This is a genomic window from Cronobacter condimenti 1330, from assembly GCF_001277255.1.
GTDB lineage: Bacteria > Pseudomonadota > Gammaproteobacteria > Enterobacterales > Enterobacteriaceae > Cronobacter > Cronobacter condimenti.
Window position 1 is genome coordinate 3,370,223 of record NZ_CP012264.1, and the last position, 13,830, is coordinate 3,384,052.

Annotated in this window: 16 protein-coding genes; 11 read left to right on the forward strand and 5 right to left on the reverse strand. The window is 54.9% G+C overall.

Features of this window, described 5'->3' with window-relative positions:
- Positions 1-25 precede the first annotated feature (25 nt).
- Positions 26-394 carry an STY0301 family protein gene (locus AFK62_RS15330; protein ID WP_007681606.1) on the forward strand — a complete coding sequence of 123 codons (369 nt, stop codon included), beginning with the start codon at positions 26-28 and terminating at the stop codon, positions 392-394.
- Between the two features lie 16 nt (positions 395-410).
- On the opposite strand, the gene AFK62_RS15335 is transcribed toward AFK62_RS15330, so the two are convergent.
- The 3 genes from AFK62_RS15335 to AFK62_RS21515 all read right to left on the reverse strand — a co-directional run bounded on the left by AFK62_RS15335 (position 411) and on the right by AFK62_RS21515 (position 3,322).
- On the reverse strand, positions 411-785 hold the full coding sequence (locus AFK62_RS15335) for a DUF3592 domain-containing protein (protein ID WP_007681607.1): 375 nt from the start codon (positions 783-785) through the stop codon (positions 411-413).
- A gap of 167 nt (positions 786-952) precedes the next feature.
- Positions 953-2,761 (reverse strand): methyl-accepting chemotaxis protein, encoded by a 1,809-nt coding sequence (locus tag AFK62_RS15340; RefSeq protein WP_007681608.1) that lies wholly within the window; start codon positions 2,759-2,761, stop codon positions 953-955.
- Between the two features lie 402 nt (positions 2,762-3,163).
- Complete coding sequence (locus tag AFK62_RS21515) at positions 3,164-3,322, reverse strand: YqaE/Pmp3 family membrane protein (RefSeq protein ID WP_007681616.1); 159 nt, start codon at positions 3,320-3,322, stop codon at positions 3,164-3,166.
- Between the two features lie 237 nt (positions 3,323-3,559).
- Between AFK62_RS21515 and AFK62_RS15345 the strand changes: the two genes are divergently transcribed.
- A complete protein-coding gene (locus AFK62_RS15345; protein WP_007681631.1) occupies positions 3,560-3,739 on the forward strand; it encodes a hypothetical protein in 180 nt (59 codons plus the stop codon).
- Positions 3,740-3,796: 57 nt separating this feature from the next.
- Here AFK62_RS15345 and AFK62_RS15350 read toward each other — a convergent pair whose 3' ends face one another.
- Positions 3,797-4,087, reverse strand: a complete 291-nt coding sequence (locus AFK62_RS15350; RefSeq protein ID WP_007681634.1) for a hypothetical protein — start codon at positions 4,085-4,087, stop codon at positions 3,797-3,799.
- A 522-nt stretch (positions 4,088-4,609) separates the two neighbouring features.
- On the opposite strand from AFK62_RS15350, the gene AFK62_RS15360 reads away from it, so the two are divergent.
- On the forward strand, positions 4,610-5,065 hold the full coding sequence (locus AFK62_RS15360; RefSeq protein WP_007681640.1) for an L-alanine exporter AlaE: 456 nt from the start codon (positions 4,610-4,612) through the stop codon (positions 5,063-5,065).
- A gap of 11 nt (positions 5,066-5,076) precedes the next feature.
- Here AFK62_RS15360 and AFK62_RS15365 read toward each other — a convergent pair whose 3' ends face one another.
- Positions 5,077-5,421 carry a DUF2002 family protein gene (locus AFK62_RS15365; RefSeq protein ID WP_007681643.1) on the reverse strand — a complete coding sequence of 115 codons (345 nt, stop codon included), beginning with the start codon at positions 5,419-5,421 and terminating at the stop codon, positions 5,077-5,079.
- A 161-nt stretch (positions 5,422-5,582) separates the two neighbouring features.
- Between AFK62_RS15365 and AFK62_RS15370 the strand changes: the two genes are divergently transcribed.
- The 8 genes from AFK62_RS15370 to proX all read left to right on the forward strand — a co-directional run bounded on the left by AFK62_RS15370 (position 5,583) and on the right by proX (position 13,643).
- Positions 5,583-5,909, forward strand: coding sequence for a DUF883 domain-containing protein (locus tag AFK62_RS15370; RefSeq protein ID WP_007681645.1), 327 nt, complete (start codon positions 5,583-5,585; stop codon positions 5,907-5,909).
- Between the two features lie 316 nt (positions 5,910-6,225).
- Complete coding sequence (gene nrdH, locus AFK62_RS15375) at positions 6,226-6,471, forward strand: glutaredoxin-like protein NrdH (protein ID WP_007681650.1); 246 nt, start codon at positions 6,226-6,228, stop codon at positions 6,469-6,471.
- Entirely contained in the window at positions 6,468-6,869 is a 402-nt protein-coding gene (gene nrdI, locus AFK62_RS15380) for a class Ib ribonucleoside-diphosphate reductase assembly flavoprotein NrdI (protein ID WP_007681653.1), read from the forward strand. Before nrdH ends, nrdI begins: the two co-directional genes overlap by 4 nt.
- Positions 6,851-9,001, forward strand: coding sequence for a class 1b ribonucleoside-diphosphate reductase subunit alpha (nrdE, locus tag AFK62_RS15385; RefSeq protein WP_053532015.1), 2,151 nt, complete (start codon positions 6,851-6,853; stop codon positions 8,999-9,001). The genes nrdI and nrdE overlap by 19 nt, the downstream gene beginning before the upstream one ends.
- Positions 9,002-9,010: 9 nt before the next feature.
- A complete protein-coding gene (nrdF, locus tag AFK62_RS15390) occupies positions 9,011-9,973 on the forward strand; it encodes a class 1b ribonucleoside-diphosphate reductase subunit beta (RefSeq protein WP_007681657.1) in 963 nt (320 codons plus the stop codon).
- 354 nt (positions 9,974-10,327) lie between these two features.
- Positions 10,328-11,530 carry a glycine betaine/L-proline ABC transporter ATP-binding protein ProV gene (proV, locus tag AFK62_RS15395; protein ID WP_007681660.1) on the forward strand — a complete coding sequence of 401 codons (1,203 nt, stop codon included), beginning with the start codon at positions 10,328-10,330 and terminating at the stop codon, positions 11,528-11,530.
- Positions 11,523-12,593 (forward strand): glycine betaine/L-proline ABC transporter permease ProW, encoded by a 1,071-nt coding sequence (gene proW, locus AFK62_RS15400; protein WP_007681672.1) that lies wholly within the window; start codon positions 11,523-11,525, stop codon positions 12,591-12,593. Before proV ends, proW begins: the two co-directional genes overlap by 8 nt.
- A gap of 54 nt (positions 12,594-12,647) precedes the next feature.
- Positions 12,648-13,643, forward strand: a complete 996-nt coding sequence (gene proX, locus AFK62_RS15405; RefSeq protein ID WP_007681675.1) for a glycine betaine/L-proline ABC transporter substrate-binding protein ProX — start codon at positions 12,648-12,650, stop codon at positions 13,641-13,643.
- Positions 13,644-13,830 lie beyond the last annotated feature (187 nt).

Here is a 13,830-nt window from a genome sequence, read left to right on the forward strand (position 1 = left end):
GCAGAAAACAACGGAGATAACAATTATGTCATGGAATAAACCATTATTGCTGTACACAGCGTTGCTTAGCCTTTCCGCCATTGTCAGCGCCGAAAAAATAACATGCCCGAACGTGTTACAGGATGCGGCACTATCGCACCGTTTAAATGACGTCAGTCTGTTTCAGGGGCCGCCGGAAAAACAGGGTGAGCTAATGCCGGATAATGATAAGCACATCGTCTGGACGCTGAAAACGTATCAGGATTACGGCAAGAAAATGCATTTACCGCTCTGGTTGGTTTGCCGGTATGACAATACCGTGCGCACGGTTAACCTCGTAGTGCCTGAAACGGCAAGCCAGTGCATGGCCAGGTTTGGTGATAGCAAAAACATATTCCACGCAGGTTGTGAGTAACTCGCCTTATTACGTTTTAAGGCTCGCCCAACACCAGTGGGCGATCGAAAAGCACTACACGCTCCGGCCGGGTGGCGGCATATTTAATGGTCACGCCAGTGCCGGAGGCAAAACGTTTATATTCTCTGACAGACATCACCTGAACCAGGCGCGATTGCACCTCTCGCCCGTCGCGGGTGTTAAATCTGACGACCATGACGCATTTTACGTTATACCGGTGCAGGTGATTATCGCGGTGGATCGAGACGATATCGGCATTGGCGGCGATGCCGTTTTTCATAATATCGGCCTCGATAAAACACTGGCGTATCCATAAGGCTGCCCGGCATAACAGAAATAACATCGCGATGCCCACGATAAGATAAACCGCATCGAAGAAATGTCTTTCCATCCTGGGATCTCCTGATAAGCATCGTCGTACTGACATCGGCGGATATGCCTGCGCATCATCAGGATAACGCGCCGGGCGGTGTAAATCTCCTGTCGCACGGAACAAAATAAAAAAGGCGAGAGGGTATTATCCCGTCTCGCCTGTGATGGTGTCAGAAATAGCGAATGTTACTTCGCCAGCTCCTGCAACGTACGCAGCTGGGCGACGGCTTCCTGCATCGCGTCCATCCCTTTAGCGACCACTTTCAGGCGGCCCAGGCTCTGGGAGACGTTTTCACGCTCTTCGCTGGTCTGCTCGCTCATCGAGGCAATACGATCCGCGGCTTCGATACTGCGGTCTGCCATCGTCTGTGTCGCGTTGACCGTCTCGGTGGTGACCTGACGAATACGCGCGATGGTCTCGACGGATTCGTTGATGCTCTTGGCCGTCGCTTCCGCCTGTTCGCGCGACAAATGAGCAAGACGACGGACTTCGCCCGCAACCACCGCAAAACCGCGCCCCGATTCTCCGGCGCGCGCCGCTTCTACCGCAGCGTTGAGCGCCAGCAGGTTGGTCTGGTCGGCGATAGAACGAATGCCGCTGGTTATCTTCGTTATCCCATCAGAGATGCTTTCCAGATCGCTTAAGCCCTGCTCCAGACGATCCTGCGCTTCTCGGGTGTCACGGGCGGCGTTGCTCATGGAGCGAATATTGCCCTGCGCGATATCCAGCGTTTCAGTCTGTTGCGAGGTGGCGTGCTCCAGCAGCGGCAGCGTGGAGAGCAGCGGCGATAACTCCTGCTGGTAGCTTATCACCTGCTCAATCACCTGCGATTGCATACGGTGCATCGCCTCCCAGCGGCGCAACGTGCGCTGGGCGTAGTGCGCGGCATAGGCCGCATACTCCACCGGGAACTGGCTCATCGCCTGGTTAGGCTTATCGAAGAACACCAGCGCGGAAAGCGTCTGGTTAATCGGCACGCCGAGGATCTCCCCGAAGCTTGAAAAACCGGCGGCGGGGAGCTCACGGAAGAAATCTGCCCGTGGCAGCGTCGCGAGGTTGCCCATACGACGCAACACGCAGTCGTTAAGCAGCATCCCGGCCGGTTTGCCGTAGCGGCGCGTGAAGTTTTGCCAGTCCTGCACGGTGTGCGCGACAAAATCCGTCGCCTTCATCAGATACAGCCTGTCGCCGAACTCCAGATCGCAGAAGAAGCGGATCTGCGTATGTTCAATCTGGGCGATGGAGCGAATAAAGTAATCGTCGCCCACTTTTACCGCGAAGGTATACCCTTCCAGCGCCTGCCCGAGCTGATCGGGTTTGCAGTTAAGCTGGCTTGCCAGATACGAGACGATGGGCTGTTGATGACCTTTTGCATCAAACAGCGATGTGACGGTACGCGCGACAGGGTCGGCGTGCGCCACCAGCCAGCTTTTATCGGTCGGCTGGAAGTTCTGGCTTTTAAACGGTGCGAAAGATTTGCCTGCCGCCATTTCACACAGCACGACAATCGCGCGCCCGTCCATCATGCGTCCATTGACGCTCATCCAGGTGCCGCTGAAATCAAGCTTGCCGCCCGCCGCCCCGCCAACCGCGAGGCACGGGAAACGCCCGGATTTATACCAGGCCTGCATCAGAAAACCTTCCGAGGCGGCAAGGCCGTCGCAGTAAATCAGCGCGAAGGTGCGATCGGCGCTGAGCGGCATACGCACATCAAGCGCGCTAAGATCGTGCGAGATGGCTTCTACACGCTGCGCAGCGCCAGGAATGCGGGTGTGGAGATCGACCGAATGCACTTCATGACGACCAATCAGCGCTTTCGGCAGCAATAACCAGCTCCCTTCGTCGCTTTCCATATCACAATAGACCGTGGCTTTATTCTGCTGGCACAGGGTGCCGGTGGAAGAAAGTACCAGTACGGTACGTTCCGGCGTGGCGAAGCGCTGCCAGGCCTGACTTACCGCCTGGAAACTCGCATTGGGCGGTACAAATACCATCAAGATGCCCGGCTTATCCGGTACGCCTGCTTCCCGTAACGATGCAGGTAATTTTTTGCAGCGATAGACACCGCTACGGGGGCTTTGCGCCGAAAACGTCCGTCCTGGACCCGTTATTAATGTTGACAGGATCCCCATGGTGGCCTCTTTTTATCTATATAATTCAAATTATTCAGAGAAATACTCCTCCCTGCCCCTCTGTTATCGGCAAAATTGTCGGTAAAAACAGTTCATTTACTAAAATAATGTTAAGCGTGAGTTAAACCGCACGGTTTATAAGTAAATAAATGCAACGAAACGGCTAAAGAGTGAGCAGGCTCTCACGCGCGTGTGGTGGGTGAAAATTCGGGAGGGCAAGGCGCAAAAAACCCGCCGAAGCGGGTTTTGAAAAAGCGGTGTGGGTTAGCTTTTACTCTGTACCCAGAAGGCGTGAATGAGGCCCGGGATGTAACCCAATAGCGTCAGCAGAATGTTGAGGATAAACGCCCAGCCGAAACCCTTTCCCAGCAGTACGCCGAGTGGCGGCAGTATGATAGTAAAAACGATTCTCCAGAATCCCATAGTTACTCCTGTAGTGGTTTTTGCAGGTTTTGTAAGTTGCTTATTTTTATTAAGTTTAGTCGCTAAACCGCAAATCGCTACCTTTCATACAGGACTTTACCCGCCTTAACATGGCTATACAGAACCCTGCGTTTAACAATTTACCAACAAAACCCGATCAATTCGGTTGTGAGGAGGCGGCAGGCTGGGCTACTGTTGCTATGTTAAATAAACGGTGTGAATACTCAGGAGGACATCATGTTTGAAGCAGGCGATATCGTGCAACCACGTCTGGGCGGCCCGAAGTTAAAAGTGATTGAAGTACATGACGATCAGATTGTCGCGGTGCGTCCGGATGATGAGCACGGCGAGAAGGTGACGCTGAAAGCCGCCGATGTAGCTTTATATAAAGAAGACGGCGATTTCGGCGTTTGTTAATGTTTACGCGCGCGCCCGATAGCGGGTGCGCTGCGCTTAGCCGCCCTAAAACAAGCTTTAATCTTGGTATGCGTGTTCGCTGAGCTGATGATAAAAGCCGAGAATGCGCTTCAGTAATGCCTGCAACTCATCATCGTGCCACTGCGCCAGGGGGCGCGAATGCGGTGCGCTGAAGCTGTCCTGCAGCGCTTTCAGCGATGGTTGTAGCGCTTGCGGCAGCGCTGCGGGCGCAATATCGACCAGCACCTCAAAATAGCAGCGCAGCAGTTTTTTGTGCAGCGTCCCCTCCCCGGTGAGCGCCAGCACGCCCTGTTCAAGCTGGTATAACACGTCGCGAAGTGCATTCATGATCTTTGCTGAAACCTCTAAAAAACAGGCAGGCATTATCGCGGTGACTCGCTAAACGTGGGCTGAATAATGGTTAAAACCTTTTTACGGGGCGCTAATCATATTCATCACACCGATAAATGCGGGCCGTATGCCACGCGCGCACATTCGCCGCCACAAGCCAAAACAGCATAATCCACTGGATTTTTAGTTAATGCGCTATCTGAAACTCCGCGCGGTCGCAAAAAATGCCTCGTAAAACATTCTCTGCCAACTGGCAGGCATTGCCGTCATCCATGCATCACTTAACTTATTGAAAATAAATAACAATAAAATCCACCCCGCGAAAAATAGCGAGCCGCTGCACATTTTTGATTTTCCAGAGGATTTTATTAACAAAGCGGCGATAAATAAAAATTTATCGCTAATTGAAAGGATTAAACCAGACATATACTCTACCATCAACGCAAAATGCCAGGCATATCGCCAGCATTATTCGTACCTTTCCCGTTTTCCCTGTTGATGGTTCAGGAGCTTAATCCGATGTTTTCGCCGCATTCTCGCTTGCGTCACGCCGTAGCGGACACGTTTGCCATGGTAGTGTATTGCTCCGTCGTGGGGATGATGATTGAGATATTCGTCTCCGGAATGAGCTTCGAGCAATCCCTTTCCTCACGTCTGGTCGCGATTCCGGTCAATATGGTGATCGCCTGGCCTTACGGGCTATACCGTGACGCCTTTATGCGTGTTGCGGCGCGCCTCGGCAGGGGCCGTCTGGTGAAGAATATTGCGGATGTGCTGGCCTATATCACGTTTCAGTCACCCGTTTACGCCGCTATTTTGCTGTTTGTCGGCGCGGATATCCCGCAGATCATCGCTGCGGTCAGCTCCAATATTGTGGTGTCGATGATGATGGGGGCGGCCTACGGGTATTTCCTCGATTACTGCCGCCGTCTGTTCCGGGTAAGCCCCGCAGCGCCGGTCAGCGCGCAGGCCTGAGAAGGGACGGATTACTGCGGTTCGCCAAACAGACCGTTCAGATAACGCTCCAGCGCCATGCGGGAGCTAAACCCCAGCGGAATGCCGTAATGTTCCTGCGCGTCGCCGCCCAGCCAGAGCGGGAACTGCTGATAATGATCGCACATTTTCATCTCTGAAGCCGGGTCCGCCAGCGACTGGCTGCGTTCCCTGAGCGTGGGGTGAATGACGAGCGCCGTACGCCCCATCCGCGCTTCGCGATTCACATACACATAATTCTCGCCGCGACGATAACCATAAGTTTTTGGCGTCACCACATCCATGGTAAACCCGGCTTTCTCCAGTACGCGCGCCACCTCATCGGGTCGTAAATACATAACTTTTCCTCATCTGCTTCAGACTGCGGGGAAACCTTACATTAGGAGGATTAGCAGGGCTTTCGGAAAAGTCCAGAAACGCCCTCAGACGGCCCACTGCGCCGAAGCGGCTCACATTTTGTTCTATACTGTGATGAAGTGAACACAAAAGGGAGAATGCTATGTTTAACAGAATCAACCGTAGTGACGTGAACGCTGGTGTAGATGACATCAATAACGACATCAGCCGCCTTGCCGATACGCTGGAAGGCGTTCTGAAATCCTGGGGCAGCGATGCCAAAGGCGAAGCGGACGTAGCGCGCCGCAAAGCAGAATCTCTGCTGCGTGAAACCCGCGCACGTATGCATGGCAGAAGCCATGTGAATCAGGCCGCGCGCGACGCCGTGAGCTGTGCGAGCACCTTTGTCCGCGAACGCCCGCTTTCAAGCATCGGGATTGGCGCAGCCGTCGGTATCTTCCTCGGTGCGCTGCTTATCTCTCGCCGTTAATCGTCTGAAGCACGGTTCAATGCTTTTCCCCGGCGCTGCCGGGGAACGTTTTTACGTCTCGTTCTCCGCTTTCTGAATTCCTCTTCATAGCAATCCGCTTACTATAGTAATGCCCCTGCCGCCCTTTTTCCCTTTAACGTCTCGTTATGGCGCGCTGCCTGCCTGTAGGGTATGTCCTCTCGTTGCGTTGACAGAAACCCTATATATTGCGTAGTTGAAAGTTATCACAACTACATCTAGTATCTTTCTTATCAAACCACCCCAATCCACACTGCATTGCGGTGACGATTTTAATTCATTGATGAGAATACGAATCATGAGCATAACTATTTACACAAAAAATGATTGCGTCCAGTGTCACGCCACCAAACGCGCGCTGGAAAGCCGCGGCATCGCGTTTGACACCATCAATCTGGATGAACAGCCAGAGGCGGTCGACACGCTGCGCGCCCAGGGTTTTCGCCAGTTGCCCGTTGTGTTAGCAGGCGATCTCAGCTGGAGTGGTTTTCGCCCGGATATGATCAACCGCCTGCGCGCCACCTCGCTTGCAGCGAACGCATGAGCTCGCTTATCTACTTCTCCAGCCGCTCGGAAAACACCCATCGTTTTATCGCGCGGCTGGGTCTCCCGGCGTCACGTATTCCCCTTGCAGAGGATGCGCGGCTACGGGCAGACGAGCCCTACATCCTGGTAGTGCCGACTTACGGCGGCGGTGGAACCGTGGGCGCTGTGCCACGCCAGGTTATCCAGTTTCTTAACGATGAACACAATCGCGCGCTGCTGCGTGGCGTTATTGCCGCAGGCAACCGTAATTTCGGCGAAGGGTTTTGCCGCGCCGGTGACGTCATCGCCCGCAAGTGTCAGGTGCCCTTTCTCTACCGTTTCGAGCTGATGGGCACCGGGCAAGACATCGATAATGTGCGTAAGGGAGTCAACGAATTTTGGCAACGACATCACTAACAGGCGACGCCGTACCGCAAACGCCGCCGGACTATCACGCGCTGAACGCGATGCTTAATCTTTACGATGCCTCCGGCCGTATCCAGTTTGAAAAAGACCACGAGGCGGTCGCCGCTTTTATGGCCGCTCACGCCGGGCCGCGTTCCATGACTTTTGCCGACGCCCGCGCGCGTCTGGACTGGCTGGTGAACGAAGGCTATTACGACGAAAACGTGCTGAAGCGCTACGACATGACTTTCGCAGCCGGATTATTTGACGAGGCGCACCGCTACGGCTTCACGTTTAAAACGTTTCTCGGCGCCTGGAAGTTTTACACCAGCTATACGCTGAAAACGTTTGATGGCAAACGCTATCTGGAGCACTTCCCGGATCGCGCCTGTATGGTCGCGCTGACGCTTGCCTGTGGCGATGAAACTCTGGCGCGCCAGATTCTGGAAGAAATCTTAAGCGGCCGTTTCCAGCCCGCGACGCCCACGTTTCTTAATTGCGGCAAGAAACAGCGTGGGGAGCTGGTCTCCTGTTTCCTGCTGCGTATCGAAGACAATATGGAGTCCATCGGGCGCGCGGTGAACGCTGCGCTTCAGTTGTCCAAACGCGGCGGCGGCGTAGCGTTTTCACTGTCGAACCTCCGAGAAGCGGGCGCGCCGATAAAGCGCATCGAAAACCAGTCTTCCGGGGTTATCCCGGTGATGAAAATGCTGGAAGACGCGTTCTCTTACGCCAACCAGTTGGGCGCGCGCCAGGGCGCCGGTGCCGTGTATCTGAACGCGCACCACCCGGACATCCTGCGGTTTCTGGATACCAAACGCGAAAACGCCGATGAGAAAATCCGTATTAAAACGCTCTCGCTCGGCGTGGTTATCCCCGATATCACCTTTGAGTTGGCCAAGGTTAACGCACAGATGGCGCTCTTCTCGCCTTACGACGTGGAGCGCATTTACGGCAAGCCGTTCGGCGACATCAGCGTCAGCGAGCTTTACACACAACTGGTGGAAGACGAGCGCATCCGCAAGCATTACATCAGTGCCCGCGAGTTATTTCAGCGCCTGGCGGAGATCCAGTTTGAGTCCGGCTATCCGTACATCATGTTCGAAGACACGGTAAACCGTGCCAACCCGATTGCCGGGCGCATCAACATGAGCAACCTGTGCTCAGAGATTTTACAGGTCAACAGCGCGTCCACCTTCGACGAAAACCTCGATTACGCGACGACAGGCCAGGATATCTCCTGCAATCTCGGCTCGCTGAATATCGCCCATACGATGGACTCGCCCGACTTTGGCCGTACCGTCGATGTCGCCGTACGCGCGCTGACGGCGGTTTCTGATATGAGCCACATTCGCTGCGTGCCCTCTGTTGAAGCGGGCAATGCCGCCTCGCACGCCATTGGTCTTGGGCAGATGAACCTGCACGGTTATCTCGCGCGCGAAGGCATCGCCTACGGCTCGCCAGAAGGACTCGATTTCACCAACCTCTATTTTTATACCGTGACCTGGCATGCGCTGAATACCTCCATGCAGCTTGCGCGCGAGCGCGGCGAGCGTTTCGAAGGCTTTGAGGCATCCCGTTACGCCAGCGGCGACTATTTCGAAAAATACCTGACGCAAACCTGGGCGCCCAAAACGGCGCGCGTTGCCGCGCTCTTTGAAGCCGCTGGCATTACGCTTCCCACACCGGCGATGTGGCGACAGCTTCGTGACGACGTCATGCATCACGGGCTCTACAACCGCAACTTACAGGCCGTGCCGCCGACCGGGTCTATTTCGTATATCAACCACGCGACGTCGAGCATCCACCCGATTGTCTCGAAAATTGAAATCCGCAAAGAAGGCAAAATCGGTCGCGTCTATTATCCGGCGCCCTTTATGACCAATGACAACCTGGCGCTGTATCAGGATGCGTATGAAATTGGCCCCGAGAAAATCATCGACACCTACGCCGAGGCGACGCGCCATGTGGACCAGGGGCTGTCGCTCACGCTCTTCTTCCCGGATACCGCCACCACGCGCGATATCAACAAAGCGCAGATTTACGCCTGGAAGAAAGGTATCAAGACGCTTTATTACATTCGCCTGCGCCAGCTGGCGCTGGAAGGCACCGAAATTGAGGGCTGCGTCTCCTGCGCCCTGTAAGGAATTCTCATGACCCGTTTAAGCCGTATTAGCGCCATTAACTGGAACAAACTCCAGGACGAGAAAGACCTGGAGGTGTGGAACCGGCTCACCAGCAATTTCTGGCTGCCGGAAAAAGTGCCGCTCTCCAATGATATTCCGGCGTGGCAAACGCTCAGTGCGTCCGAACAGCAGCTGACGATACGCGTGTTTACCGGTCTGACGCTGCTCGACACCATTCAGAACGCTATTGGCGCCCCCGCGTTGATGCAGGACGCGCTGACGCCGCATGAAGAGGCGGTGCTGTCGAACGTGAGTTTTATGGAGGCTGTGCACGCCCGCTCGTACAGTTCGATTTTTTCTACGCTCTGCCAGACCCGCGACGTCGACGCCGCCTATGCCTGGAGCGAAGACAACGCGCCCCTTCAGCGCAAAGCGCAGATTATTCTCGCGCATTATCGCAAGGACGATCCGCTGAAGAAAAAAATCGCGAGCGTGTTTCTCGAATCGTTCCTGTTTTATTCCGGCTTCTGGTTGCCGATGTACTGGTCGAGCCGCGGCAAGCTTACTAATACCGCCGATCTTATTCGTCTCATCATTCGCGACGAGGCGGTACACGGCTATTACATCGGCTACAAATATCAGCAGGCGCTGGCGAAAGTCGACGACGCGCGGCGCGACTCGCTTAAAGCATTCGCGCTGGAGCTGATGATGGATCTCTATGATAACGAACTCGCTTATACGCAAGCGCTTTACCAGGATGTGGGCTGGGTTGAAGAGGTCGGCGCGTTCCTGTGCTACAACGCCAATAAGGCGCTGATGAACCTCGGCTATGAGGCGCTGTTCCCGGCTGAGATGACACAGGTGAATCCGTCAATTCTGGCGGCGCTCTCTCCCGGCGCGGATGAAAACCACGACTTTTTCTCCGGATCCGGCTCGTCTTATGTCATGGGTAAAGCGGTAGAAACCGAAGACGAGGACTGGGATTTTTAGCCCACTTTCGCGTGGAAATAAATAGTGAACAGGCAGCCGAATTATTTGCTGCAAACAGGTAACATCCGCGAAAATATCTCAGCTCACTTCTACACTTCTATTTCTTATCATTAACGGGTGAATCGCACTGATTCACCCGTCATTTCGTTGTGCAAAACGAAAAATATTGTCTTCAATTCTCTGCCGCTCAGCCCAGCAATACCGGGAAATAGCGCCATTTCGTCATCACCTTTCACCGCGCGCGCGGGAAATTCAGGGTTGTCTCAGAATCTCAGTATGCTAGGGTATGGCCCGGTAACTATTTCCTGCAGGAATCATCTTAACGGCAAAATATAACAGGACTCACGCTATTGCATGGCAATCAAATTAGAGATTAAAAATCTATACAAAATATTTGGAGAGCACCCGCAGCGGGCCTTTAAATATATTGAAAAAGGGCTTTCAAAAGCGGAAATACTGGAAAAAACAGGGCTATCTGTCGGCGTAAAAGACGCCACTCTGGCCATTGAAGAAGGCGAGATATTTGTCATCATGGGATTATCCGGCTCGGGTAAATCCACTATGGTCCGCCTTCTCAATCGCCTGATTGAACCCACCCGCGGCCAGGTGTTGATTGACGGTGAAGATATCGCCCGCATATCAGATGCTGCGCTGCGCGAGGTGCGCAAGAAAAAGATAGCGATGGTCTTCCAGTCATTTGCACTGATGCCGCACATGACGGTCTTAAATAATACCGCCTTCGGCATGGAATTAGCCGGTGTGCCGCTGAAAGCGCGTCAGGAAAAAGCGCTCGACGCCCTGCGTCAGGTCGGGCTTGAGAATTATGCCCACGCCTATCCCGATGAACTTTCGGGCGGGATGCGCCAGCGTGTCGGGCTTGCCCGCGCGCTCGCAATTAATCCCGACATTCTGTTAATGGATGAAGCATTCTCGGCGCTCGATCCGTTAATTCGCAGTGAAATGCAGGATGAATTAATTAAGCTTCAGGCGCGCCACCAGCGCACTATCGTTTTTATTTCCCACGATCTTGATGAAGCCATGCGAATTGGCGATCGCATCGCGATTATGCAAAACGGCGAAGTCGTCCAGGTCGGCACACCCGATGAAATTCTGAATAATCCGGCGAATGATTATGTGCGCACGTTTTTCCGCGGCGTCGATATCAGCCAGGTCTTCAGCGCCAAAGATATTGCGCGCCGAAGCCCCGGCGGCTTGCTGCGTAAAACACCCGGGTTTGGCCCGCGCTCAGCTATCAAATTATTGCAGGATGAAGATCGCGAATTTGGGTACGTTGTCGAGCGCGGCAACCGCTTTGTCGGCACCGTCTCGGTGGATTCTCTGAAAGCGGCGCTGGCGGCAGGCCAGGGGCTGGACAGCGCGTTGCTGGACATTCCCGCGGCAGTAAATGCCGATACGTCGTTAAGCGAACTGCTCTCGCCTGTTGGGATCGCGCCCTGCGCCGTCCCGGTGGTGAGTGAGGAGCAACAGTATGTGGGCGTTATCTCGAAAGGGGTACTGCTACAGGCTTTAGATCGCGAGGGGACCACGCATGACTGATCAGACGCAAAACCCGTGGGGTACCGGCACCGCTGACGCAGCGGCCAATAATGCCAGCAGCGCAGACGCCTGGGGCAGCCCAACGCCTGCGCCGGACGGTCATACCGCCGACTGGCTGAACAGCGCGCCGGCACCCGCGCCGGAACATTTTAATATCATGGATCCGTTCCATAAGACGCTTATTCCGCTCGACAGTTGGGTGACACAGGGCATCGACTGGGTAGTGTCGCACTTCCGCCCGCTCTTCCAGGGCATTCGCGTGCCGGTGGATTACATTCTGAGCGCCTTCCAGCAACTGCTGCTGGGGATGCCAGCGCCAGTGGCGATAGCGATTTTCGCGCTTATCGCCTGGCAGATTTCCGGCCTCGGTATGGGTGTTGCCACCCTGATATCGCTGATTTTGATAGGCGCTATCGGCGCCTGGTCGCAGGCGATGGTGACGCTGGCACTGGTACTGACCGCCCTGCTGTTCTGCGTGCTGATAGGGCTACCGCTTGGGATCTGGCTTGCCAGAAGCCCGCGTGCGGCGAAAATTATTCGCCCGCTGCTGGATGCGATGCAGACAACGCCTGCTTTTGTCTATCTGGTGCCGATTGTGATGCTGTTTGGCATTGGCAACGTGCCGGGCGTGGTGGTGACCATTATCTTCGCCCTGCCGCCGGTCGTGCGTCTGACTATCCTTGGGATTAACCAGGTGCCGGAGGATCTCATCGAAGCGGCGCGTTCGTTTGGTTCAAGCCCGCGTCAGATGCTTTTCAAAGTTCAGTTACCGCTGGCCATGCCCACCATTATGGCGGGGATTAACCAGACGCTCATGCTTGCCCTCTCCATGGTAGTGATTGCCTCGATGATTGCCGTCGGCGGGCTTGGTCAGATGGTGCTGCGCGGCATTGGCCGCCTCGATATGGGGCTTGCCACAGTCGGCGGCGTGGGGATTGTTATCCTCGCGATTATCCTTGACCGCCTGACGCAGGCGGTGGGCCGCGACGCACGAAGCCGCGGCAACCGCCGCTGGTATTCAAGCGGCCCGCTTGGCCTTATCACTCGTCCATTCATTAAATAAAGCGCTGGCGGCGCAGGCCGCCCGCTTTCTCTCACCTCAATAAAAGGAATAACGATGCGACATTCTGTTCTTTTCGCCACAGCCTTTGCCACACTCGTTAGCGCCAGTTCTTTTGCCGCGTCCCTGCCGGGCAAAGGGATTACCGTCCAGCCGGTGCAGAGCACCATCTCCGAAGAGAGTTTCCAGACGCTGTTAGTCAGCCGCGCGCTGGAAAAGCTCGGTTATACGGTCAATAAAACCAGCGAAGTGGATTACAACGTAGGCTATACCTCAATCGCCTCCGGCGACGCTACGTTTACCGCCGTAAACTGGCAACCGCTGCATGATGATATGTACGCGGCGGCGGGCGGCGACAAGAAGTTTTACCGTGAAGGCACCTACGTCACGGGCGCGGCGCAAGGGTATCTGATTGACCGTAAAACCGCCGAGAAATACCACATTACGAATATTGCGCAGTTGAAAGACCCGAAGATTGCGAAGCTGTTTGACAGCAACGGCGACGGCAAAGCGGACATGATGGGATGTACGCCAGGCTGGGGTTGCGAGGCGGTAATTAACCACCAGAACGAGGCGTTCGACCTCGCCAAAACGGTGACAGTGAACCACGGCAACTATGCAGCGATGATGGCCGACACAATCGCCCGTTATAAAGAAGGCAAACCGGTGCTGTATTACACCTGGACGCCGTACTGGGTGAGCGACGTGCTGAAGCCTGGCAAAGATGTGGTGTGGCTGCAGGTGCCGTTCTCTTCACTGCCCGGTAAGCAGAAAGGGATTGATACCAAACTCGCCAACGGCAATAACTTTGGCTTCCCGGTGAATACAATGCATATCGTCGCGAACAAAGCATGGGCGGAGAAAAACCCGGCAGCGGCGAAGTTGTTCTCGGTGATGAAACTGCCGATTACCGATATCAACGCCCAGAATGCGATGATGCACAGCGGCAAAGCCAGTGAGGCGGATATCCAGGGCCATGTCGATGGCTGGATCAAAGCGCACCAGCAGCAGTTCGATGGATGGATTAACGACGCGCTGGCGGCGCAGAAATAAACGCGTTAACGCGATGAAACAACACCCGCCGCCCGGCGGGTGTTTTTTGATATGGCGGGTGCGCGTGGCTGACCTGCCCGACGGTTTGTCACCGCACCGTTGCCGCATCCCTGTGCAAAACGCACAATCCGACACTTAACAATTCCTCAACAATCTGGCGCTGTGGTGCGGTTCCGTTATCATAATG

What these genes read in the sequence shown, in the direction of transcription:
- proV (WP_007681660.1), top strand. Translation starts at nt 10,328, where the DNA reads ATGGCAATCAAATTAGAGATTAAAAATCTATACAAAATATTTGGAGAG.
- AFK62_RS15350 (WP_007681634.1), bottom strand. Translation starts at nt 4,087, where the DNA reads ATGAATGCACTTCGCGACGTGTTATACCAGCTTGAACAGGGCGTGCTG.
- AFK62_RS15330 (WP_007681606.1), top strand. Translation starts at nt 26, where the DNA reads ATGTCATGGAATAAACCATTATTGCTGTACACAGCGTTGCTTAGCCTT.
- AFK62_RS15335 (WP_007681607.1), bottom strand. Translation starts at nt 785, where the DNA reads ATGGAAAGACATTTCTTCGATGCGGTTTATCTTATCGTGGGCATCGCG.
- AFK62_RS21515 (WP_007681616.1), bottom strand. Translation starts at nt 3,322, where the DNA reads ATGGGATTCTGGAGAATCGTTTTTACTATCATACTGCCGCCACTCGGC.
- nrdH (WP_007681650.1), top strand. Translation starts at nt 6,226, where the DNA reads ATGAGCATAACTATTTACACAAAAAATGATTGCGTCCAGTGTCACGCC.
- AFK62_RS15345 (WP_007681631.1), top strand. Translation starts at nt 3,560, where the DNA reads ATGTTTGAAGCAGGCGATATCGTGCAACCACGTCTGGGCGGCCCGAAG.
- AFK62_RS15340 (WP_007681608.1), bottom strand. Translation starts at nt 2,761, where the DNA reads ATGGTATTTGTACCGCCCAATGCGAGTTTCCAGGCGGTAAGTCAGGCC.
- nrdF (WP_007681657.1), top strand. Translation starts at nt 9,011, where the DNA reads ATGACCCGTTTAAGCCGTATTAGCGCCATTAACTGGAACAAACTCCAG.
- AFK62_RS15365 (WP_007681643.1), bottom strand. Translation starts at nt 5,421, where the DNA reads ATGTATTTACGACCCGATGAGGTGGCGCGCGTACTGGAGAAAGCCGGG.
- proW (WP_007681672.1), top strand. Translation starts at nt 11,523, where the DNA reads ATGACTGATCAGACGCAAAACCCGTGGGGTACCGGCACCGCTGACGCA.
- proX (WP_007681675.1), top strand. Translation starts at nt 12,648, where the DNA reads ATGCGACATTCTGTTCTTTTCGCCACAGCCTTTGCCACACTCGTTAGC.
- nrdI (WP_007681653.1), top strand. Translation starts at nt 6,468, where the DNA reads ATGAGCTCGCTTATCTACTTCTCCAGCCGCTCGGAAAACACCCATCGT.
- AFK62_RS15360 (WP_007681640.1), top strand. Translation starts at nt 4,610, where the DNA reads ATGTTTTCGCCGCATTCTCGCTTGCGTCACGCCGTAGCGGACACGTTT.
- AFK62_RS15370 (WP_007681645.1), top strand. Translation starts at nt 5,583, where the DNA reads ATGTTTAACAGAATCAACCGTAGTGACGTGAACGCTGGTGTAGATGAC.